The following is a 21,717-nucleotide window of genomic DNA, read 5'->3' on the forward strand; positions in this document are numbered from 1 at the left end:
GCACCGGCGCATTCAAGCTACGGAGGAAGTTGACACACCTTGTAATATTCCATGAAGATAGCCCCAGTCTTCATGGGTGTGTCAGCTTATGTCCGCAACCTCAGTGGTTAACCTTTCCGTCATTGGCTTGATTGCCAAGGCGCAAGGTTGCGTGGCGCACGCCCTCAAATCGAAGAAACAGTCGCTCATGTGACCGGGGCGCGCTGTCCCGTCAGATGAGCTGACAGGACATTGAGCGCGGACTCCCTCCCCCTTTGCACAATTCCCCATGCCCTTCTGACGGTGACTCAAGCGGTCAATCATCAGGAGAAAGTGCATGTCATCGTTTCAAGGTATCTGGGTTCCCGTGGTCACGCCGTTCCAGGATGGCGCCATCGACTTTGTCGGCCTGCACCGCCTGGTCAGCCACCTGCTGGGCAAGCACGTGGCCGGGATCATGGTGTGCACCACCACCGGCGAAGCCGCATCGCTCAGCCGCCAGGAACAACTGGCCGTGCTGGATGCGGTATTGCAACAGGTGCCCGCCCACCGCGTGGTGATGGGCCTGGCGGGCAACAACCAGATTGAGCTGCTGCAATTCCAGGCCGAGATCCTCAAGCGCCCGCTGGCGGGTTTGCTGGTGCCGGCGCCGAGTTACATTCGCCCTTCCCAGGCCGGCCTTGAAGCGTTCTTTCGCACGGTGGCCGATGCGTCCAGCGTGCCGATCATTCTCTACGACATTCCCTACCGTACCGGCGTGACCTTCGAGCAGGCGACCTTGCTGAACATCGTCGCGCACCCGCAGATCGTGGCGATCAAGGACTGCGGCGGCAACCTGGGCAATACCCTGGCGGTGTTGGCCAGCGGTGAGGCCGATGTGTTGTGTGGCGAGGACCTGCAGATCTTCAATGCGCTGTGCCTGGGTGCCAGCGGTGCGATTGCCGCGTCGGCCCATGTGTGCACCGAACAGTTTGTGGCGCTGTGGCAACAGGTACGGGACAACCAGTTGGCTGAGGCGCGGGCGACGTTCCTTGGCTTGGTGCCGTTGATCAGCACACTGTTCATGGAGCCCAACCCGGCGCCGGTGAAAGCCGCACTGGCGCTGGAGGGCTTGATCGACAGTGAGTTGCGGGCGCCGATGCAGCGGGCAACCGAGGCGGTCATCGCAAAGCTGCAAAGGCTTTCACGCCAGGCCCAATAACCTGTGGCGAGCGGGCTTGCCCCGCGTTGGGCTGCGAAGCAGACCCAAAACCAGGCGCTGCGGTTTACCTGACAGAACACAGGAAGCCTGATTGGGGCTGCTGCGCAGCCCGGCGCGGGGCAAGCCCGCTCACCACAACAAGCCCGCTCACCACAATAAGCGTGCGCAGGCTCAACCAATAACGCATTCGAGAGTGCACCTCCACACCCCACGTGATCTGAGGACTACTCGTAACCTGTGGTGAGCGGGCTTGCCCCGCGTTGGGCTGCGAAGCAGACCCAAAACCAGGCGCTGCGGTTTACCTGACAGAACACAGGGAGCCTGATTGGGGCTGCTTCGCAGCCCAGCGCGGGGCAAGCCCGCTCACCACAATAAGCGTGCGCAGGCTCACCCAATAACGCATTCGAGAGTGCACCTCCACACCCCACGTGATCTGAGGACTACTCGTAACCTGTGGTGAGCAGGCTTGCCCCGCGTTGGGCTGCGCAGCAGACCCAAAACCAGGCGCTGCGGTTTACCTGACAGAACACAGGCATCCTGATTGGGGCTGCTTCGCAGCCCAGCGCGGGGCAAGCCCGCTCACCACAGCAAGCCCGCTCACCCAAATAAGCTTGCGCAGGCTCACCCAATAACCCATTCGAGAGTGCACCTCCACACCCCACGTGATCTGAGGACTACTCGTAACCTGTGGTGAGCAGGCTTGCCCCGCGTTGGGCTGCGAAGCAGACCCAAAACCAGGCGCTGCGGTTTACCTGACAGAACACAGGCATCCTGATTGGGGCTGCTTCGCAGCCCAGCGCGGGGCAAGCCCGCTCACCACAGCAAGCCCGCTCACCAAAATAAGCTTGCGCAGGCTCACCCGATAACCCATTCGAGATTGCACCTCCACACCCCACGTGATCTGAGGACTACTCGTAACCTGTGGTGAGCGGGCTTGCCCCGCGTTGGGCTGCGAAGCAGACCCAAAACCAGGCGCTGCGGTTTACCTGACAGAACACAGAGATCCTGATTGGGGCTGCTGCGCAGCCCGGCGCGGGGCAAGCCCGCTCACCACAGCAAGCACGCTCACCACAATAAGCTTGCGCAGGCTCACCCGATAACCCATTCGAGATTGCACCTCCACGCCCCACGTGATCTGAGGACTACTCCTAACCTGTGGCGAGCGGGCTTGCCCCGCGTTGGGCTGCGAAGCAGACCCAAAACCAGGCGCTGCGGTTTACCTGACAGAACACAGAGATTCTGATTGGGGCTGCTGCGCAGCCCGGCGCGGGGCAAGCCCGCTCACCACAGCAAGCCCGCTCACCACAATAAGCCCGCTCACCACAGAAGCTCAGGGCATCAGGAAATCTGCCCCCCCACCTGCCGGGCGGTATGCAACCGGTGCAACGTGATCTCGCGCACCGCCTGCTTGCTCAGTTCGATATGCCGCTGCAGCAGGTGCTGCGCCTGGTCAGCCTGGCGTTGCACGATGGCCGAGAGCAGTTGCCCATGCTCTTCGTACGTCGCCGCAATGCGGGGCGCCTGGGTAAAGTCGAGCCGCCGGATGATGCGGATCTGCTCGGTGATGGCGTAGTGCATGCGCGCCATTTCACGGTTGCCGGTGGCTTCCACCAACGCGCAATGAAAACGCTCATCCAGCGCCGATACGGCCTGGGCGTCCTCCAGGCGCTCGTCCTCCTGCACCTGCCAGGTGGCCTGCAACGCTTGCAGCATCGGGTTCGGTTCGTCCATCGCACATAACCGGCCGACAGCCGCCAGTTCCAATACGATGCGCACGTCGTAGAGCTCTTCGAAGTAGGCGAAATCGAACGGTTTCACCTGCCAGCCGCTGCGAAAATACACCTCGAGATACCCTTCCCGTTCCAAGCGATACAGCGCCTGACGCACCGGCGTGCGGCTGGCGTGCATGCGTTCGGCCACCTCGCCTTCGCTGAAACGATCGCCCGGCAGCAGTCGGAAGTCGAAAATATCCGCCTTGAGCTGTGCGTAGATCTGCTCGGCCAGGCTGTCGGGGCGTGTCTTGGCCCCCATGCTTAACCGCGACTCGCAATAAAGGCGCGCCAGCCACCGAACTCGGTGATGTCGAGGGCGTCGGCCAGGGCCCAGGGCTCGCAGATGAAGCCTTTGACGCTGCGCCCATCGGCCAGCAGCAGGTTGCCGATCCCCAGCGGCGCGGGGATCTCGGCGACGAACTCGCCAAAGCGTGCGAGGGGCATGTCCCACAGCTCGACGATGATCGCCCGACCGCTGTCCGCCTTGGCCAGCCCGGGCTTGGGCGGCACCGTGCCCGGCAGCGCGTACAGGCGGTAGGTGTCGGCCGTCAGGGTTTGCTCCACCAGCACCGCGTTGCGCGTCGTCAGCTGGACGTTCAGCGGCATGCCGGTGAGGTGCGCGCCCACCACCGCCACGCGCACGCAGCCGGGGGCTTGGGCGGGTGCGGACGGTGCCGGCAGATAGCGCTGGGTGGCACCTAAAGGCAGCTCCAGGCTGGATTGCCAGCGCTTGCCCAGGTGCGCCAGCGCCGTGTCATGCCAGGCCGGTGCGAGCAAGGTAATGCCGCTGGGCAAGCCATCGGCGCGGATACCGGCCGGCAGCGCCAGGGCCGAGAGGTCGGCCAGGTTGGTGAAGTTGGTGTAGTAGCCGAACTGCGAGTTGTAGCGCACCGGCTCCTCCGCCATCTCGGCCATGGTGCGCAGGGTTGGCGAAGTCGGCACCAGCAAGGCATCGAAACCGGCCAGGCTGTCATTGATGCGGCGGCTCAGTTCGGCCCGCAGGTATTCGGCTTTGTAGGCGTCGCAGGCGCTGTACTGGCGGCCATTTTCGACAATGCCGCGCACCACCGGGTTGATTGCCTCGGGCTGGTTTTCGAGCATGCTTTCCAGGGCCACGGTGCGTTCGGCAACCCAAGGGCCGAAGTACAGCTGGTCCGCCAGTTCCTTGAACGCAGTGAAATCCACCGGGGTGATCACCGCGCCCAGCGCCTTGAAGTGTTCGACCGCGTGTTCGAACACGGCCTGGTTCTGGGTATCGCCGAAAAACTCCAGGGCCGCCGGGATGGCCAGCTTGATCGAAGCGCCCACCGCCACTGGCGCCGTGTTGGGGTTGGCGCGGGAATAGGCGTCGCTGGCGTCGTATCCCGCCGCAACGTGCGCCACGGTCTCGGCATCTTCCACGGTCAACGCAAACACCGAGACGCAATCCACCGTGCGGCAAGCCGGTACCAGGCCGGTATTGGACAAACGCCCCTTGGTCGGCTTCAAACCGACGATATTGTTGAACCCCGCCGGTACACGCCCGGAGCCCGCCGTGTCGGTGCCCAGGGAAAACGCCACCAGCCCACGGGCGACCACCGACGCAGAACCGGAGCTGGAGCCGCCGCTGACGTAATCGCCATTGAAACTGTTGCCCACCGCGCCATACGGCGAGCGGGTGCCCACCAGGCCGGTGGCGAACTGATCGAGGTTGGTCTTGCCCATCAGGATTGCGCCGGCGGCGCGCAGCTTCTGCACGACCGAGGCATCCTGCGTCGCGCGGTAGGCAAATTCGGGGCAGGCGGCAGTGGTGTACCAGCCGGCCGCATCGATGTTGTCCTTGATCGCAAACGGCACGCCATACAACGGCAGCTGGGTCATATCGCCGCCCAGGGCTGCCAGCCGTTCGCTCAACTGTGCCAACTGCTCGGCCAATGACGACGGCTGGGCGCGGGCGATCCAGGCGCTGTCCTCGGCGGGGTATTGCGCGGCCAGGGTGAGCAAAATGTCCGGCGTGATCGTGCCGCTGCGGTAAGCAGCCTGCCATTCACCGAGGGTCCAGCCAACAACGTTGTGCATGGGAAACTCCATCTTGTATCCAAGTTTGGATTTATCTAAAGCAAAGCCCACGCCAGGTCACTCTGCCAATGAATACAAGGGTATCGCCGCAAAACATGCGCGTAGATGGCGCACCCGGGCATCGCCCATGCGCCAAAAAAAGTCATTCAATCGACCCCTCGGTTGCGACCGACCCAATACCGACCTACTGTTCCAGACCATGCTCTGCGATTTGCTGTCCCCCACCCTAAGCCCCCAGGTGACGACATGCCCACACTACCCCGCCCTGCCGTACTCGAGCTGATCGGCAACACGCCGCTGGTTCGGGTCAGCCGTTTCGATACCGGCCCCTGCACGCTGTTCCTCAAGCTTGAATCCCAGAACCCCGGCGGTTCCATAAAGGACCGCATCGGCCTGGCCATGATCGACGCCGCCGAACGCGACGGCCGCCTGCGCCCCGGCGGCACAATCATTGAAGCCACCGCCGGCAACACCGGCCTGGGCCTGGCGCTGGTGGGCCGGGCGAAAGGTTATCGGGTGGTGCTGGTGGTGCCCGACAAGATGTCCACGGAAAAAGTGCTGCACCTCAAGGCCATGGGCGCCGAGGTGCATATCACCCGCTCCGATGTGGGCAAGGGCCATCCCGAGTATTACCAGGACATGGCCGCGCGGCTGGCCAAGGAGATTGACGGCTGTTTCTTCGCCGACCAATTCAACAACCCGGCCAACCCCCTGGCCCACGAGACCAGCACCGCGCCGGAGATCTGGGCCCAGACCCAACACGATGTAGACGCGATTGTGGTGGGCGTCGGCTCGGCCGGCACCCTCACCGGCCTGACGCGCTTCTTCAAGCGGGTGCAGCCCGAGCTGGAAATGGTCCTCGCCGACCCGGTGGGTTCGGTGATGGCCGAATACAGCCGCAGCGGCAAGCTGGAAACACCCGGCTCGTGGGCGGTGGAAGGCATCGGCGAGGACTTCATCCCGTCGATTGCCGACCTGTCCAGCGTACGCCACGCCTACTCCATCAGCGATGAAGACAGCTTCGACCACGCCCGCCAGCTGCTCAAGGCCGAGGGCATTCTCGGCGGTTCATCCACCGGCACCCTGTTCGCGGCCGCGCTGCGGTATTGCCGCGAACAAACGGTGCCCAAGCGCGTGGTCACCTTTGTCTGCGACACCGGCACCCGCTATTTGTCGAAGGTCTACAACGACCAATGGATGACCGATGCAGGCTTGCTGCACTACAAGCACTACGGCGACCTGCGCGACTTGATCGCGCGGCGCTTCGAAGATGGTCGCGTGATCAGCGTGAGCCCCGACGACACCCTGCTCACCGCCTTCCAGCGCATGCGCCTGGCGGACGTGTCGCAACTGCCGGTGCTGGTGGATGGCCGCGAACTGGTGGGGGTGATCGATGAGTCCGACATCCTGCTGGGCCTGCACCATGACGCGGCGGACTTCTCCATGATGGTCGCCAGCGCCATGAGCGACAAAGTCCACACCCTGGCCCCCGGCGCCAGCCTGGCCGAATTGCAGGCTGAACTGGACCGCGGCCTGGTCGCCATCATTGCCGACGCGGCGGGCTTTCACGGCCTGATCACCCGCGTCGACCTGCTCAACCACCTGCGGAGATCCCTTGCATGAGCCAGCCCGATAAAAGCGCGTTTGCCACCCGTGTGATCCACGCCGGGCAGTCACCTGACCCGACCACGGGCGCGCTGATGCCGCCGATCTACGCCAACTCCACCTACCTGCAAGACAGCCCCGGCGTACACAAGGGCTTCGACTACGGCCGCTCCCACAACCCCACGCGGTTTGCCCTGGAGCGCTGCGTGGCCGACCTCGAGGGCGGCAGCCAGGCGTTTGCCTTCGCGTCCGGGCTGGCGGCGATCTCCACGGTGCTGGAGTTGCTGGATGCCGGCGCCCATATCGTGTCCGGCAACGACCTCTACGGCGGCACCTTCCGCCTGTTCGACAAGGTGCGCCAGCGCAGTGCCGGGCACCGTTTCAGCTTTGTCGACCTGAGTGATGTGGCGGCGTTCGAAGCGTCCCTGCAGGACGACACGCGCATGGTCTGGGTCGAAACCCCAAGCAACCCGCTGCTGAGCCTCACCGACCTCGCCGCCATCGCCCGTATCTGTCGCAGCCGCGGCATTCTCTGCGTGGCCGACAACACCTTCGCCAGCCCGTGGATCCAGCGCCCGCTGGAGTTGGGTTTCGACATCGTGGTGCACTCCAGCACCAAGTACCTCAATGGTCACTCCGATGTGATCGGCGGCATCGCCATCGTCGGCGACAACCCCGAACTGGCCGAGCGCGTGGGCTTTTTGCAAAACTCGGTTGGCGCCATCGCCGGCCCGTTCGATGCCTTCCTCACCCTGCGCGGTGTGAAAACCCTGGCCCTGCGCATGGAGCGCCATTGCAGCAACGCCCTCGACCTGGCCACCTGGCTGGAACGGCAACCGCAGGTATCCCGGGTCTACTACCCAGGCCTAGCGTCCCACCCGCAGCACGAACTGGCACGCAGGCAAATGCGCGGGTTTGGCGGGATGATTTCAGTCGACTTGAACAGCGACCTGGCCGGCGCCACGCGCTTCCTGGAGAACGTCAAGCTCTTCGCCCTGGCCGAGAGCCTGGGCGGCGTGGAAAGCCTGATCGAACACCCGGCGATCATGACCCACGCCAGCATCCCGGCGGCGACCCGCGCGCAGTTGGGGATTGGCGACGGGCTGGTACGGTTGTCGGTGGGGGTTGAGGACGTGGAGGATCTACGGGCGGACCTGGCGCAAGCCTTGGCCCGTATATAAATCCCCCAGGCAACAGGGATCAACTGTGGGAGGGGGCTTGCCCCCTCCCACATTGGGTACGCGTCACCCCTGGACGATGTTGGCACGCGCCGAATGCAGCTTCTTGTAGCTCTCGATCAAGCGCAAATGCCGGTCCAGCCCTTCCAGCTTCATGCTGGTCGGTGTCAGCCCATGGAAACGCACACTGCCGTTGACCGAGCCGATCACCGCATCCATCCGCTCATTGCCGAACATGCGGCGGAAGTTGGCTTCGTAGTCCGCCAGTTCCAGGTCGTCGTCCAGCTCCATCTCCAGCACCGCATTCATCGCCTGGTAGAACAGGCCACGCTCGGCGGTGTTGTCGTTGTACTGCAGGAACATCTCCACGCACTCCTTGGCCTCCTCGTACTGCTGCAAGGCGAGGAAGATCAGCAGCTTCAATTCGAGGATGGTCAGTTGGCCCCAGGCCGTGTTGTCGTCAAACTCGATGCCGATCAGGGTGGTGATGTCGGTGTAGTCGTCCAGCTCGCTTTCGATCAGGCGCTCGACCAACCCCTGCAATTCCGCTTCGTCCAGGCGGTGCAGATTGAGGATGTCCTCGCGGAAAAACAGCGCCTTGTTGGTGTTGTCCCAGATCAGGTCGTCCACCGGGTAGATTTCCGAGTAGTCCGGCACCAGGATGCGGCAGGCGGTTGCGCCGAGGTGTTCGTACACCGCCATATAGGCTTCCTTGCCCATGCCTTCGAGGATGCCGAACAAGGTCGCGGCCTCTTGGGCGTTGGAGTCTTCACCTTCGCCTGAGAAGTCCCACTCGACAAATTCGTAGTCCGATTGGGCGCTGAAGAAGCGCCACGACACCACACCGCTGGAGTCGATAAAGTGCTCGACGAAGTTGTTCGGCTCGGTCACCGCCTGGCCTTCGAAGGTCGGCTGCGGCAGGTCGTTCAAGCCTTCGAAGCTGCGGCCTTGCAGCAGTTCGGTGAGGCTGCGTTCCAGCGCCACTTCCAGGCTCGGGTGGGCACCGAACGAGGCGAACACGCCGCCGGTGCGCGGGTTCATCAAGGTCACGCACATCACCGGGAATTCGCCGCCCAGGGACGCGTCCTTGACCAGCACCGGGAAGCCCTGGGCTTCCAGGCCTGCAATACCCGCCAGGATGCTCGGGTACTTCGCGAGCACGTCAGCCGGCACGTCCGGCAGGGCAAATTCGCCCTCGATGATTTCGCGCTTCACTGCCCGCTCGAAAATCTCCGACAGGCACTGCACCTGGGCCTCGGCCAGGGTGTTGCCCGCGCTCATGCCGTTGCTGAGGTAGAGGTTCTCGATCAGATTGGACGGGAAATACACCACCTCGCCATCCGACTGGCGCACGAACGGCAGCGAAACGATGCCGCGCGCTTCATTGCCGGAGTTGGTGTCGAACAGGTGCGAACCGCGCAGCTCGCCGTCGCGGTTGTAGACCTTCAGGCAGTAGGCGTCGAGGATTTCCCCGGGCAGCTCGTCATTCGGGCCCGGCTGGAACCAGCGTTCGTCCGGGTAATGCACGAACGGCGCATTGGCCAGTTCCTCACCCCAGAATTGGTCGTTGTAGAAGAAGTTGCAGTTGAGCCGCTCGATGAACTCGCCCAACGCCGACGCCAGGGCGCCCTCCTTGGTCGCGCCCTTGCCGTTGGTAAAGCACATCGGTGAATGGGCGTCGCGGATATGCAGCGACCACACGTTCGGCACGATATTGCGCCATGAGGCGATCTCGATCTTCATGCCCAGGCCGGCAAGGATCCCGGACATGTTGGCGATGGTCTGCTCCAGCGGCAGGTCCTTGCCAGCGATATAAGTGCCCGCCTCGCTGCCCGCGCTCGGCATCAACAGGGCCTGGGCATCGGCGTCGAGGTTGTCCACTTCTTCGATCACGAACTCCGGCCCGGCCTGCACCACTTTCTTCACGGTGCAACGGTCGATGGAGCGCAGGATGCCCTGGCGGTCCTTATCGGAAATATCGGCCGGCAACTCCACCTGGATCTTGAAGATCTGGTTATAGCGGTTTTCCGGATCGACAATATTGTTCTGCGACAGGCGAATATTGTCCGTGGGGATGTTGCGCGTGCTGCAGTACAACTTGACGAAGTACGCCGCACACAACGCCGACGAAGCCAGGAAGTAATCGAACGGCCCCGGTGCCGAGCCATCGCCTTTATAGCGAATAGGCTGGTCGGCAATCACCGTGAAGTCATCGAACTTGGCTTCAAGCCGGAGGTTGTCGAGAAAGTTGACCTTGATTTCCATGGGGGCACACCAGAATAACGGGCTAAACAAAAATGGCCGCCATTATGAGGTTTTTCATCGGGAAGTTTCAGGCTTTTCAATCATGCGGGGTGATGGATAGCGGTTCTACCGGCGCGATTCCCCTACGGATGTGCTGAATAACAAGTGAATATTTCATGAATCAATGCCCCGCAAATTTTATCTCATAGCATTTGAAAAGCTGCTGGAACGGTGCCAGCATGGCCATGTGACACTATTTGATTTCAGCGCTTCAGGTGAGGGTCAATATGGAATATCAACTCCCTGCGACAAAGGCGATGAGATGGCTGACGAATGCAGACGCACCGTATGACACGCGCATACGCAGCGAACTTATAGCCGGGCCTTTTTCTTCCAAGGGGGTGCTCTGGGTCGGTTGGTTTAACAGCCTGGTGATATGCACAGTCGCGGTTACACTGCACCCGAGCCAATTCTTCATTGCCTGGCTCATCATTGATTCGATGATCTGGGTCTCACGGTTAGCACTGCTGTATTGGATCAATAAATACGGCGGCCAAAAATATCCTTATGTCATTGATCTATCGTTATTACTGGGCCTGGTCTGGGCGGCGGAGCTGGGCCTGGGTACCGCTGGTTGCCTGATCAGCGGCGATGCGATTCTTCAAGTTCTCGGGTGCACCTCAATGGTGAGCGTGAATGCCGCGATCGCCATGCGTAATCAAGGTGTACCGCGCTATGCATTTACTCAAATATTGCTGACGGATGTGCCCATGAAGCTCGCCACCTTGTTTCAGCCGGAACCGCTGCTGAGGATATTCCTGCTCCAGGCCCCGCTGTACTTGACGGGCATGTGGCTACTGCTCAACACGTTGAACGATAACCTGGTGCGCGCGTTACTGGCCGAGGCCAAAAACGAAATCCGCGCGACCCATGACCCCCTCACCGGCCTGTACAACCGTATGGGGATACTCGAACTGATTGAAAACACCCTGGCCCGCAGCCGGCATGCCGATAAACACTTTGCGGTGCTCTATATAGATCTGGATGGTTTCAAGAGCATCAACGATAACCACGGACATGCCGAAGGTGACAAGGCGTTAGCCGAATTTGGTGCAACACTTAAATCGATTGTCAGGCTAAATCAGGATTGCGCCGGCCGCTTGGGTGGAGACGAATTTATTCTGCTGATGAATAATTCCGGCATGACCTCTGCCACCCTGGCAGCGCAACGAATTATAGAAACATTGCGACAGGCCTCTGAGCGTTGCGCTCTTCCCTATGCCTTGCAAGCCAGCATCGGCATTGCCCTCTTTGAAGGCGCCGACAGTACGTCACATACCTGCGCACAAACAGTGATTGCCCATGCGGATGGTGCGTTATATGAAGCCAAGCGCGCAGGCAAAAACTGTTTTCGTATCGCACCAGGACAATTCGCCACTTAGGCCCTCCTGAACGCCATTCGTCACGTCCCGGTTTATATCAAACAATCGCCATCAACTTATTCCGTGTGATGCCGATGAACTTATGGCAATTCAGGGAGTAGTCGGAATGCGCAACAACCAGCCCGTAACACAGCGCGAGATTTCACTCGCGCCTTCGCAAAAACTCATCTCCGCCACCGATGTTCAAGGGATGATCACTTACTGCAACGACGCCTTCGTCGATATCAGCGGTTTTGAACGCGCCGACCTGATCGGCGCGCCCCAGAACATCGTGCGGCACCCCGACGTGCCACCCGCCGTTTTCGCCCACATGTGGAGCGCGCTCAAGCAAGGCCTGCCGTGGATGGGCATCGTCAAGAACCGCTCGAAAAACGGCGACCACTATTGGGTCAATGCCTACGTCACGCCGATCTTCGACGGCAGCCGGGTCGTTGGCTTCGAGTCGGTGCGGGTCAAGCCTACGGCCGATGAAATCCGCCGCGCCCAGGCCCTCTACCGGCGTCTGAGCCAAGGCAAGCCGGGCGTGCCGCGCCAGGATGCCTGGCTGCCGGCGGCAGTGAGTTGCGTGCCGTACATGGCCACCGGTGTGGCTGGCAGCGTCGCCGGGCTGTTCCTCAGTGCACCGGTGGCCGTCGCAGTGGCCGTGGCGGTCGCGCTGCCGGTGGGCCTGCTGTGCTCGCGCTGGCGCCAGGGCAGTACCCTGCGTCTATTGGAGGGGGTCGAACCCTCGACGTCGGATGCCTTGATCGCGCAGATGTACAGTGACGCACGCGGCCCACAGTCGCGTTTGGAAACCGCGTTTCTCAGCCAGACCGCGCGCCTGAAAACCTGCCTCACCCGCCTGCAGGACAGCGCCGAACAACTGAGTACCCTGGCGGGGCAATCCGATCAGTTGGCTGCCGCCAGCGCCAAAGGCCTGAACCGCCAGCGCGTGGAAACCGAACAGGTCTCGGCGGCCGTCAACCAAATGGCCGCGACCACCCAGGAAGTCGCCAGCCATGTACAACGCACCGCCGACGCCACCCAACAGGCCAACGTGCTGACCGGGCGCGGCCGCGAAGTGGCGCGCGATACCCGTGAAGCCATCGAGCGTCTGTCCACCATGGTCGGCGAGACCGGGGTGACCGTGGCGCAACTGGCCAGGGACAGCGACGAAATCGGCAGCGTGGTGGATGTGATCAAGGGCATCGCCGACCAAACCAACCTGCTCGCCCTCAACGCCGCAATCGAAGCGGCGCGGGCCGGCGAACAAGGCCGAGGCTTTGCAGTGGTAGCCGACGAAGTGCGCCAACTGGCCCAGCGCACTTCACAATCGACCACCCAGATCCATGGGCTGATCACCAAGCTCCAGGCATCCTCCAGCAACGCGGTGCAAAGCATGGAAAACGGCCAGCGCCAGGCCCAGGAAGGCGTAGCCTGGGTGCTGGAAGCGGACCAGGCCCTGGTGGGGATCAGCGAAGCGGTGTCGCATATCACCGACATGACCACCCAGATCGCCGCCGCCACCGAAGAACAAAGTGCCGTCGCCGAGGAGATCAGCCGCAACATCACCACCATCGCCGAACTGGCCGACCAGACCTCGATACAAGCCCATCAATCCACGGACCTGAGCAAGGAACTGACCAATACCGCGGCCACCCAATACGCGCTGGTTGAGCGCTTCAACCGCTAGAGGCAGACAAGCTTCTCTAGTAAGCCCGCTTACTGTGGTGAGCGGGCTTGCCCCGCGCTGGGCTGCGAAGCGGCCCCAATCAAGATCACTGTGTTCCATCAGACAAGCCGCAGTGCCTGGTTTTGGGGCTGCTTCGCAGCCCAGCGCGGGGCAAGCCCGCTCACCACAACAAGCCCGGTCACTCACAACAGGCCTGCTCACCATAGTAAGCCTGCTCACCACTACAAGCCGGCTTGCAACAACAAGCCCGCTCGCAACAAGATAACCACTCATGCCAAGCTTGGGTTAACGTCCACTCATCCCTCTGCATGAAGCCCGCTCATGTCCATCGCCGAGAACCTCATCGCCTTCACCTTCGCCGCCACCCTGCTGACCCTCACGCCCGGGCTCGACACCGCCTTGGTCCTGCGCACCGCCACGGTGGAAGGCAAGCGCCAGGCGCTGCAGGCCACGCTGGGCATCAACGCGGGTTGCCTGGTGTGGGGCGCCGCGGTTGCCTTTGGCCTGGGCGCGTTGATCGCGGTGTCGGAGATGGCGTTCAACCTGCTCAAGTACTGCGGCGCGGCTTACCTGGCCTGGCTGGGGCTGAACATGCTGGTGTGTCCGCGCCGCTCATTGGCACCCGCTTCAGCCGATGGCAAGCCCGGCGGCAACGGGTTTATCAAGGGCATGCTGGGCAATGTGCTGAACCCCAAGGTGGGGATTTTCTACGTGTCGTTCCTGCCGCAATTTATCCCCCAAGGGCATTCGCTGATTGCCTGGACCTTCGGCCTGGTGAGCATCCATGTGTTGCTCGGGCTGCTGTGGTCGCTGGTATTGATCGGCGCCACGCAGTCGCTGTCCGGGTTCCTGCGCCGCGAAAAGGTCATCCAGTGGATGGATCGCACCACCGGCGTGATCTTCGTGCTGTTTGCCGCAAAGCTGGCGTTCAGCAAGCGCTGAGTTTTCCCCATGCCAAATCCCTCCTTGCCCCCTCGGCGCAAACACGCTACAAATCCCCCTTCACGAAGTTGTACGACAACCTAAAAATAAATCGCCATCCCCGACGATGGCGCCAACCGCCCGAGCCCCAGCATGACTCCGCCTGCCCCGACGCAAACTGCCCCCGCCCTGTTCTCCCGCCCCATTGCCGTGTTGATTCTGCTCTGCATGGGCTGTGCCTTCGCCGGCAATCACATCGCCGCTCGGGTCGCCTTCGATGATGGCGCCGGTGTGCTGTTGGCCATTCTGCTGCGCTCGGGTGGCACCTTGCTGGTGCTGGCGGTGCTAGTACTGTGGCAACGCCAAAGCCTGCGCCTGCCCGCAGGTGCATGGCGCTGGCAAGTGCTGCTGGGCCTGCTTATCACTACCCAGAGCCTGTGCCTCTACTCCGCAGTGGCCCGCGTGCCGGTGGCGCTGGCGCTGCTGGTGGGCAACGTGTTCCCGATTCTGCTTGCCCTGCTCACCTGGGCATTCGGCGGCCCACGTCCGACGGCGCGCACCGCCTTGCTGATGGGCTTGATCCTGGTGGGCCTGGTGTTTGTGCTGGACGTACCCGGCCGCCTCTCAGGCAGTGCCGATATCGGCCCGCAATGGCTGCTCGGCGTCGGCCTGGCCTTCTGCGCCGCGTTCGTGTTCGCCTGCGCGCTGTGGATCACCGACCACAAGTTGTCCCAGGTACGCGGCTCCGTGCGCAGCCTGCTGACCATCTTCATCGTATTCAGCAGTGTCAACCTCGCCGGCCTCAGCGGCGCCCTTCCCGGCGGCCTGAACCCGCCGGCCACGGGTACCGGCTGGCTGGCACTCGCAACGTTGATGGTGCTGTACGGCACCGGTTTTATCGTGCTGTTCATGTCGGTCCCGCGCCTGGACATGCCGCGCAATGCGCCGGTCATGAACATTGAGCCGCTGGCGACGTTGCTGATGGGCTGGATCGTGCTCGATCAAATGCTCAGCGCCGGCCAGATAGTCGGCGGCGTCATCGTGGTGACCGGGATTGTGCTGCTGACCTATCGCAAGTCTGCCCGGTAACGATAAATCCCCGCCTGACCTGGCCCAATTCCTGCCTCCCCAATCCCACCCGGTCGCTACTGACTACGCGGACGACTCTTTTGAGCCCGGCCGTCCAACACCCTCCCCGGATAATCCAGCATCCCCGACCCCGTCCGAGGCCTTCCCCATGACGAGCCCCTCCACCGAACAGGTAAGCCCCCAAACCCTGCGCAAGGTCATCATCGCCGCCGGCATCGGTAACTTCGTCGAATGGTTTGACTTCGCCGTGTACGGCTTCCTCGCCACCACCATCGCCCAACAGTTCTTCCCCAGCGGCGATGCCAGCGCGGCCTTGCTCAAAACCTTCGCGGTGTTCGCCGTCGCCTTCGCCTTCCGGCCCCTGGGCGGGATTTTCTTCGGCATGCTCGGCGACCGTATCGGGCGCAAGCGCACCCTGGCCATGACCATCCTGCTGATGGCCGGCGCCACCACCTTGATCGGCCTGCTGCCCACCTACGCCGCCATCGGCGTCACGGCGCCGATCCTGTTGTCGCTGATCCGCTGTGCCCAGGGTTTCTCCGCCGGCGGCGAATACGCCGGTGCCTGTGCCTACCTGATGGAGCACGCGCCCCGGGACAAACGCGCCTGGTACGGCAGCTTCGTGCCGGTGTCGACGTTCTCCGCCTTCGCCGCCGCCGCCGTGGTGGCGTACGCCCTTGAAGCGTCGTTGTCCGCCGAGGCCATGGGCAATTGGGGTTGGCGCCTGCCGTTCCTGATCGCCGCGCCGCTGGGCCTGGTGGGCCTTTACCTGCGCTGGAAGCTGGATGAGACGCCCGCCTTCCAGGCCGTGAAGCAGGAGCACGCGGTGGCCCACTCGCCACTCAAGGAAACCTTGCGCAACCATGGTGCGGCGATCTGCTGCCTGGGCGCTTTTGTGTCACTGACGGCGCTGTCGTTTTATATGTTCACCACCTACTTCGCGACGTACCTGCAAGTGGCCGGTGGGCTGAGTCGGGCGATGGCGTTGCTGGTGTCGCTGATCGCGTTGATCTTCGCCGCGGCGATTTGCCCGCTGGCGGGGCTGTATTCGGATCGCGTGGGGCGTCGGGTCACGGTGATGACGGCGTGCGTGTTGTTGATGGTGGTGGTGTATCCGTCGTTCCTGATGGCCAGTTCCGGTTCGTTCACGGCGTCAATTGTCGGGGTGATGTTGCTGGCGGTCGGCGCAGTACTGTGTGGTGTGGTGACGGCGGCGTTGCTGTCGGAGACCTTTCCGACCCGCACGCGCTATACCGCCTCGGCGATTACCTACAACATGGCGTATACGATCTTCGGCGGTACCGCGCCGCTGATGGCCACGTGGTTGATCAGCACCACCGGCAGCAACCTGTCACCGGCGTTCTACCTGATTGCCGTGGCATTGCTGGCGTTGGCGGGCGGGCTGGCATTGCCGGAGACGTCGAGGATTTCCCTGCACGACGTGGGCGCAGAGGACAAAAGCCCGGCGCCGCTGCTCTCGCGTTAAGCACCCACACCGTCCAAACCGTAGCAGCGGCCGACGCATGAGCAGCGCTTTTTGAAGGAGCCGCTATGAACACAGCGGTATGCATCGTTGCACCGGTTTGGGATGCCAAGCCTTGAGCGGGCACTCAGCCCCCCGCCAACAGCCCAACCAACTGCCACGGCGTCATCTTCGTCACCATGATCATCACGATCACAAACATCCCCAAGAACCCGAAGACGCCCAGCCAGAACCATTTCCGGTACACACCACGGAATCCATCATCCAGCACCGTGTCGGTCTCGACCGCCCGCGAGGCCATCTGCTGCAAGCGCTTCTGCAGTACCAGCACCGGCAGCCACAGCGAGCCCACGCAGAGGAAGATGATCAACGCGGTCAGTACCCATTCCGTGGTCACAGACAGCCCGGCAAGCTGGATCAGCAGCAAGCCCGTGATGATCTGAATAACGCCCGCCGGCGTGGTAATCCAAGTATCAAACCGTACGACCATACGCGCCACATGGGCGATCACTTGCGGGTTGGCCGTGCGACTGGCGGCGATCAGGTAGAGGTACGAGCCCATGCCGAAGCCGAACAGGAAAATCGCCGCGATGATGTGCAGGTACTTCAGGCACAGGTAGAGCATCCGTCAGGCCTGCCCGTCAGAGAAGCGCACCGTCAGGCTCAGCTTCGTCGGTTCGTTGATGGCGGCCATGTATTCGTCGACGCTGATTTCGCCTACGCACGGGCGGGCACCGGGCTCGGGCACGTAACCGTGGGCCATTTTGGTGGCAAGGGCAACGGCTGCACAGCTGGGGATTTCAGGGCCCTTGTCGTCCAGGGCCGTGAGTTGCACCGCCAGGGACAGCGGCTGACCGTGCATGCCCAGGCCTTGCACGTCGATGTACATCGCGCTTTTGCCATCACCCAATCGTTCGAACCAGGTGCCCAGGCGATGCAGTCTGGCGGCCCATGCAAGGTGGTCGCGCACAATGCCCATGCGTAGCGCTTGCGCCAGCAGATAATTGGCGACACCGCCCAGTTTGAGCCCCGCACCGGCCTTGAAGCGCAAGGTATGGGCGCCATAACGACCAGCGAATATATCCATGTCGGGCACGTCCACATTGGCCAGCACCCGCGTGCCGAGCTGGGGCATCCTGCGCAGGGTCAGGTCCTGCCAGCCCAGCACTTCGTGCACCTGGCCCTGCTTGAGTTGCTTGATCGGTTTGCCCGCGTAGGCAAGCACACCTTCGATGGTCGACAGCCCCGGCATCTTCGCCGAAGAGGAAATGCCATGCTCGATGGTGTCGATGCGCGTAAAGCGATCGCGGTACTGATCGATGATGGCGGACGACAACGTCGGTACAGAGCTGCAACCGCTGAGGACGGCCACGCTCGCCTGCCGGGCTTTCGCATCCAGCACGCCGACGCCATTGACGAAGGTCCGGCAATCCGACAGGTCGCAGTAGTTCACGCCCGCGTCGATGCAGTGCTGGGCGACGGCATAGGATTGCCCCTGGAACGGGCCGCCGGTGTGGATCACCAACTGGATGTCCATCGACTGCAAGACGCCAGCGAACCCGGCCGCCATGGCATCGCCGCACCAGCTTTCGCACACGCGGCCGGAGGATGTTTTCAACGCATCGACTTTGCCCTGCAACTTGTGTGGGTGGCGGCCCGAGACCACCAGTTCAATGCCCGGCGCGCCCGCCAGGTGCTGGCAAATGATGCTGCCAAAGTTGCCGTAGCCGCCGATCACCATCACCCTGAGTGCCATTGCATGCTTCCCTGATCAATCAATTGTGCGCGGGGCCTGAGACAGGCCAGCAGCTGAAACGGCTAAAGATACCCGATTTGTTTAATCGCCTGAGCCAGGATCGACACTCAGGCAGCATTGCTCCCAAGCCTCAGGGCTGCTTACGATAAAACCCGGTCAGGTAGTCCTGGCTGTCCGGCGCCGAGTTGTGCTCGATCACGGCAAAGCCCTTCACCAGTTGGATGTGATACGGCCCGGCCCGAGGGGGCGCCTGGGGTGCGCGCACGATGATCAGGTTTTCGGTTTCCATCGGCACGCTTTGGTGCGTAGTGATGATGATCTTGTCGGTGCCGGTGTCTTTGAGCGTCACGCTGAGTTCCGCCACTTCCCGGCCCTGGGCGTCGCGTTCGGGAAGGATTTTCAGGTCCAGGTCACCGTCGCGGCCGAGGAAGTCATCGCGCATCTGGTAATGGCCATCGCGCTGGTCGCGGGCCACGTCGCCGAGTTTGTCGTACTCAGGTTCCCGGTCCTGCCTGTGCAGTTGAATCTGCAGCTCGGGCTGGTCGCCCTTGGCGCCACTGACCCAGGTGCCCGCGTAGGCATAAGGTTCGACGGTTTCCCGCGTGATGCGCCAGATGCCGGTTTGACGGCCATCATCGGCATATTCGTGCAGGTAGATAAACGACTGGTCGCCGTACTCACCCTGGTCGCCCACCAGCTTGATCGGCTTGCCGCTGCCGCTTTTGGTGTAGCGCAACTCACCGATCAGCACCGCGCCTTGTTGCTGGTACCAGAGCTGCACCGGGATCTTGCCGTTGAGGGTGCCGGTCAGGAACTCGGGGTCTTCGTTGACCGGCCCTTCCAGCCTGGGCGTTTCCAGCCACTGGCCGTCCTTCCACTCACCGGTGGTGCGCAGCATGTAGCCGCTGGGCATGCTGTTGTTGGCGTCATCGTCCGTCGCCGGCACTTCTGCCTGGGTGTACGCGCTGAGTCGCACCAGTTTGCCATCGCGCATCTGATAGCGGCTGGCGCGGGTCCAGCAGCAACCCCGGTCGGTCTGCGAATGGATAATGCCGTCCTTGGGATTGATCGAAAACATCCCGCCGGAGGTCTCGTTGGCGAGGTCGGTCAAGGGGCCATTCAGCACCCAGCGGGACGTGTGCGGGTCTTGCAGATACACGTCGTAACTGGACTGGAAGTCCTTATCCGCACCGGTGCCATTGCGGATCGCCAGGTCCTGGCGGCCATCCTGGTTGATATCGGCGAAGTACACCACGCCGTTCTCCCCCATCAGGCGCCAGTCCACGGTTCTGCCTTGCTGGTCCAGCGGCACCTGGGCATCCGGGGTCTGCAATTGCTGAAGGATTTCAAGGGAGCGTTTGTCGCGCAGGGTGATGAGCGCCGGCGCCAGGTGCTGCAAGTCCTGCGGCACCTCCGGGAACAACACTTCGACCAGGTATTGACCACTGGGGTCATTGACCGAGAACGAACGGGGCTCGGCCATGACGGGAGCGGCCAGGGCCAGGGAGAGGAGTACACCGCTGAGTCGCGTACGCATCCAACGCATCCTTGCTGAAATTCGGGGGCGGCAGTGTAAAGGCAAATGGCGAAGGCATCGAACAAATCGCTGTTTAGGCGCACTCAATGGCTGCTATGTTTTGTGCCTCACGAGCCAAAGGATGTGCCATGGACCCCCTAGCCACAAACGCTGCACTGGTGCTCATCGACATGCAGCAGGGCATGAACGACCCCAAGCTCGGGCGCCGCAATAATCCGCAGGCCGAGCAGCAGTTGCAGCAGTTGCTCGGCGCCTGGCGGCAGTCGGGGCGACCGGTGGTGCACGTCAGGCACATCTCCCGTACCCCCGGTTCGGTATTCTGGCCGGGCCAGCCGGGCTGCGAATTTCAGCCTGGGCTGCAACCACTGGCCCACGAACACGTGGTGGAAAAGAACGTACCCTGTGCCTTCATCGCCACCGGGCTGGAACGCTGGCTGCACGCGCGTTCGATCAAGCAACTGGTGATCGCCGGGGTGATCACCAACAACTCCGTCGAAGCAACGGCACGCACAGGCGGCAACCTGGGCTTTGACGTGCTCGTCGCCGCAGACGCCTGCTACACCTTCGATCAAACCGATTTGTCCGGGCGCCTGTGGCCGGCCGAGGACGTGCACGCACTGTCGCTGAGCAACCTGGCCATGGACTATGCCAGGGTGGTCGAGACGGCCGGGATTCTCGGCGCTATGCGCTGAACACGCCGGCTTGCACCAGCATGTCAACCAGCGCTTCGGGCCAGACCGTTTCCTCGGTGGCACGCAACGCCTGGGCCGACCACCACTGATGGTCCGCCATCACCTGGGTTTCTTCCAGCGTCCACTCAGCCCTGGACAGTTCGGTGTTGGCGGTGTGGACCACAAAGTAGTGCTCGACGGCCGACACCGTTTCACCGCTGGGCAGCATCAGCGCAAATCGGCGCTCGGCGATGGGCGCTGCAACGGCCTGCACCTGGATACCGGTTTCCTCGCGCAGCTCGCGGATGGCAGCGGCCTCGAAAGTCTCCCCCGGTTCGACACCGCCGCCAGGGGTAGCCCAGTAATTTTGACCGGCCAGTGCGCCGTCTTTATGGATGAACCTGAAGAGCAACACCTCGTGCGCGGGGTTGATCACCAGCAGTCGTGCGGCCTTTCGTTCACGCATGGGCCTTCCTTGGGGTCGGGGGTTGATGAGCCTGCAGATACGCCCTCAGCATCAAGGTGGTTTGCTGCTCCAGCGCAGCCTCGAACGCAGGCGCGGCGTTCCCCTCAAGCAGGGTGCGCACCGGGCCGACGATGGCACTCAGCGAGATCGCCGCGACCAGGCCAGGGTCGTCAAAGTGGGCGTCGGACGCCGTTGCCAGCATGGCTGCAATCGCGCCCACCATGCGCAGGTTGATACGTGCGACCAACTCCGGCCCGCCGCGTTCGGCTGCGATCGCATACAGCGCCTTGGATACCGCCTGTTCGCGCAATTTTGCGGTGAGTAATGCCTTGACCAGGCCGCCCGCCATCTCCGCAACCGACGCGCCCTGAAGCCCGGAGCACGCCAGCTCGACGCTATCGGCCACGCGCACCAGGTGTTTTTCCAGAATGGCGGCGAGCAACGCATCGCGATTTGGGTAGTACTGGTAGAGACTGCCCACCGACATTCCCGCGCGCTCCGCCACCCGCGTAGTGGTGCAGCGCACCAGACCCTGCTGGGTCAAAACCTGAAGGGTTGCCTCATGCAATGCTTCGACGGTTGCCGCAGAGCGTGCTTGAACCGCTGATTTTCTTGGTTTCAATGACGCTTTGACGGTGCTCAT

17 protein-coding genes and 1 pseudogene are annotated in these 21,717 nt (G+C 62.6%); 10 read left to right on the forward strand and 8 right to left on the reverse strand.

Annotated features, from left to right (window positions below):
• Positions 1 to 316 precede the first annotated feature (316 nt).
• Positions 317 to 1,180, forward strand: coding sequence for a 4-hydroxy-tetrahydrodipicolinate synthase (gene dapA, locus BLW22_RS15060; protein ID WP_074846924.1), 864 nt, complete (start codon positions 317 to 319; stop codon positions 1,178 to 1,180).
• Between the two features lie 1,338 nt (positions 1,181 to 2,518).
• Here dapA and BLW22_RS15065 read toward each other — a convergent pair.
• Positions 2,519 to 3,211, reverse strand: coding sequence for a GntR family transcriptional regulator (locus BLW22_RS15065; protein WP_074846925.1), 693 nt, complete (start codon positions 3,209 to 3,211; stop codon positions 2,519 to 2,521).
• A gap of 2 nt (positions 3,212 to 3,213) precedes the next feature.
• A complete protein-coding gene (gene atzF, locus BLW22_RS15070; protein WP_074846926.1) occupies positions 3,214 to 5,010 on the reverse strand; it encodes an allophanate hydrolase in 1,797 nt (598 codons plus the stop codon).
• 246 nt (positions 5,011 to 5,256) lie between these two features.
• Here atzF and BLW22_RS15075 point away from each other — a divergent pair, with 246 nt between their 5' ends.
• Entirely contained in the window at positions 5,257 to 6,633 is a 1,377-nt protein-coding gene (locus tag BLW22_RS15075) for a pyridoxal-phosphate dependent enzyme (protein ID WP_027608450.1), read from the forward strand.
• Positions 6,630 to 7,796, forward strand: coding sequence for a cystathionine gamma-synthase (locus BLW22_RS15080; RefSeq protein ID WP_074846927.1), 1,167 nt, complete (start codon positions 6,630 to 6,632; stop codon positions 7,794 to 7,796). The genes BLW22_RS15075 and BLW22_RS15080 overlap by 4 nt, the downstream gene beginning before the upstream one ends.
• 63 nt (positions 7,797 to 7,859) lie before the next feature.
• Here BLW22_RS15080 and BLW22_RS15085 read toward each other — a convergent pair whose 3' ends face one another.
• Positions 7,860 to 10,058 (reverse strand): OsmC domain/YcaO domain-containing protein, encoded by a 2,199-nt coding sequence (locus BLW22_RS15085; protein ID WP_065925185.1) that lies wholly within the window; start codon positions 10,056 to 10,058, stop codon positions 7,860 to 7,862.
• A gap of 266 nt (positions 10,059 to 10,324) precedes the next feature.
• On the opposite strand from BLW22_RS15085, the gene BLW22_RS15090 reads away from it, so the two are divergent.
• The 6 genes and pseudogenes from BLW22_RS15090 (at position 10,325) to BLW22_RS15110 (ending at position 16,647) form a co-directional block, all read left to right on the forward strand.
• Complete coding sequence (locus tag BLW22_RS15090) at positions 10,325 to 11,479, forward strand: GGDEF domain-containing protein (protein ID WP_074846928.1); 1,155 nt, start codon at positions 10,325 to 10,327, stop codon at positions 11,477 to 11,479.
• A gap of 190 nt (positions 11,480 to 11,669) precedes the next feature.
• Positions 11,670 to 11,858: pseudogene (locus BLW22_RS36150) on the forward strand (PAS domain-containing protein); the annotation flags it as partial.
• A gap of 195 nt (positions 11,859 to 12,053) precedes the next feature.
• Positions 12,054 to 13,151 carry a methyl-accepting chemotaxis protein gene (locus BLW22_RS15095; protein WP_419790228.1) on the forward strand — a complete coding sequence of 366 codons (1,098 nt, stop codon included), beginning with the start codon at positions 12,054 to 12,056 and terminating at the stop codon, positions 13,149 to 13,151.
• 321 nt (positions 13,152 to 13,472) lie between these two features.
• The gene (locus BLW22_RS15100) at positions 13,473 to 14,093 is read left to right on the forward strand and encodes a LysE family translocator (protein WP_074846929.1); all 621 of its coding nucleotides are present in this window, start codon (positions 13,473 to 13,475) and stop codon (positions 14,091 to 14,093) included.
• Between the two features lie 132 nt (positions 14,094 to 14,225).
• Positions 14,226 to 15,161, forward strand: coding sequence for an EamA family transporter (locus BLW22_RS15105; RefSeq protein WP_074846930.1), 936 nt, complete (start codon positions 14,226 to 14,228; stop codon positions 15,159 to 15,161).
• A gap of 148 nt (positions 15,162 to 15,309) precedes the next feature.
• Positions 15,310 to 16,647: an MFS transporter gene (locus tag BLW22_RS15110; protein ID WP_074846931.1), complete on the forward strand. Its 1,338-nt coding sequence runs from the start codon at positions 15,310 to 15,312 to the stop codon at positions 16,645 to 16,647.
• A gap of 124 nt (positions 16,648 to 16,771) precedes the next feature.
• On the opposite strand, the gene BLW22_RS15115 is transcribed toward BLW22_RS15110, so the two are convergent.
• From BLW22_RS15115 to BLW22_RS15125, 3 genes are all read right to left on the reverse strand, one after another.
• Positions 16,772 to 17,269, reverse strand: a complete 498-nt coding sequence (locus BLW22_RS15115) for a DUF2269 family protein (RefSeq protein WP_065928077.1) — start codon at positions 17,267 to 17,269, stop codon at positions 16,772 to 16,774.
• 3 nt (positions 17,270 to 17,272) lie between these two features.
• On the reverse strand, positions 17,273 to 18,400 hold the full coding sequence (locus tag BLW22_RS15120; protein ID WP_065928076.1) for a saccharopine dehydrogenase family protein: 1,128 nt from the start codon (positions 18,398 to 18,400) through the stop codon (positions 17,273 to 17,275).
• Between the two features lie 130 nt (positions 18,401 to 18,530).
• Positions 18,531 to 19,937 (reverse strand): XAC2610-related protein, encoded by a 1,407-nt coding sequence (locus BLW22_RS15125; RefSeq protein ID WP_074846932.1) that lies wholly within the window; start codon positions 19,935 to 19,937, stop codon positions 18,531 to 18,533.
• A 128-nt stretch (positions 19,938 to 20,065) separates the two neighbouring features.
• Here BLW22_RS15125 and BLW22_RS15130 point away from each other — a divergent pair, with 128 nt between their 5' ends.
• Positions 20,066 to 20,629, forward strand: coding sequence for a cysteine hydrolase family protein (locus BLW22_RS15130; RefSeq protein WP_065948275.1), 564 nt, complete (start codon positions 20,066 to 20,068; stop codon positions 20,627 to 20,629).
• Here the strand turns inward: BLW22_RS15130 and BLW22_RS15135 are convergent.
• Both BLW22_RS15135 and BLW22_RS15140 read right to left on the reverse strand, forming a co-directional pair.
• The gene (locus BLW22_RS15135) at positions 20,619 to 21,074 is read right to left on the reverse strand and encodes an NUDIX hydrolase (protein WP_074846933.1); all 456 of its coding nucleotides are present in this window, start codon (positions 21,072 to 21,074) and stop codon (positions 20,619 to 20,621) included. The two genes, BLW22_RS15130 and BLW22_RS15135, sit on opposite strands and share 11 nt — an antisense overlap.
• Positions 21,067 to 21,717 carry a TetR/AcrR family transcriptional regulator gene (locus BLW22_RS15140; protein WP_074846934.1) on the reverse strand — a complete coding sequence of 217 codons (651 nt, stop codon included), beginning with the start codon at positions 21,715 to 21,717 and terminating at the stop codon, positions 21,067 to 21,069. The genes BLW22_RS15135 and BLW22_RS15140 overlap by 8 nt, the downstream gene beginning before the upstream one ends.

It is taken from the genome of Pseudomonas marginalis (assembly GCF_900105325.1).
Taxonomy (GTDB): Bacteria; Pseudomonadota; Gammaproteobacteria; order Pseudomonadales; family Pseudomonadaceae; genus Aquipseudomonas; species Aquipseudomonas marginalis.

Bases quoted from the DNA above. Each gene is read 5' to 3' on its own strand.
- BLW22_RS15085 (WP_065925185.1), bottom strand. From the start codon at position 10,058: ATGGAAATCAAGGTCAACTTTCTCGACAACCTCCGGCTTGAAGCCAAG.
- atzF (WP_074846926.1), bottom strand. From the start codon at position 5,010: ATGCACAACGTTGTTGGCTGGACCCTCGGTGAATGGCAGGCTGCTTAC.
- BLW22_RS15065 (WP_074846925.1), bottom strand. From the start codon at position 3,211: ATGGGGGCCAAGACACGCCCCGACAGCCTGGCCGAGCAGATCTACGCA.
- BLW22_RS15080 (WP_074846927.1), top strand. From the start codon at position 6,630: ATGAGCCAGCCCGATAAAAGCGCGTTTGCCACCCGTGTGATCCACGCC.
- BLW22_RS15115 (WP_065928077.1), bottom strand. From the start codon at position 17,269: ATGCTCTACCTGTGCCTGAAGTACCTGCACATCATCGCGGCGATTTTC.
- BLW22_RS15120 (WP_065928076.1), bottom strand. From the start codon at position 18,400: ATGGCACTCAGGGTGATGGTGATCGGCGGCTACGGCAACTTTGGCAGC.
- BLW22_RS15125 (WP_074846932.1), bottom strand. From the start codon at position 19,937: ATGCGTACGCGACTCAGCGGTGTACTCCTCTCCCTGGCCCTGGCCGCT.
- BLW22_RS15075 (WP_027608450.1), top strand. From the start codon at position 5,257: ATGCCCACACTACCCCGCCCTGCCGTACTCGAGCTGATCGGCAACACG.
- BLW22_RS15095 (WP_419790228.1), top strand. From the start codon at position 12,054: ATGGCCACCGGTGTGGCTGGCAGCGTCGCCGGGCTGTTCCTCAGTGCA.
- BLW22_RS15090 (WP_074846928.1), top strand. From the start codon at position 10,325: ATGGAATATCAACTCCCTGCGACAAAGGCGATGAGATGGCTGACGAAT.
- BLW22_RS15105 (WP_074846930.1), top strand. From the start codon at position 14,226: ATGACTCCGCCTGCCCCGACGCAAACTGCCCCCGCCCTGTTCTCCCGC.
- BLW22_RS15130 (WP_065948275.1), top strand. From the start codon at position 20,066: ATGGACCCCCTAGCCACAAACGCTGCACTGGTGCTCATCGACATGCAG.
- BLW22_RS15110 (WP_074846931.1), top strand. From the start codon at position 15,310: ATGACGAGCCCCTCCACCGAACAGGTAAGCCCCCAAACCCTGCGCAAG.
- dapA (WP_074846924.1), top strand. From the start codon at position 317: ATGTCATCGTTTCAAGGTATCTGGGTTCCCGTGGTCACGCCGTTCCAG.
- BLW22_RS15100 (WP_074846929.1), top strand. From the start codon at position 13,473: ATGTCCATCGCCGAGAACCTCATCGCCTTCACCTTCGCCGCCACCCTG.
- BLW22_RS15140 (WP_074846934.1), bottom strand. From the start codon at position 21,717: ATGAGCACCGTCAAAGCGTCATTGAAACCAAGAAAATCAGCGGTTCAA.
- BLW22_RS15135 (WP_074846933.1), bottom strand. From the start codon at position 21,074: ATGCGTGAACGAAAGGCCGCACGACTGCTGGTGATCAACCCCGCGCAC.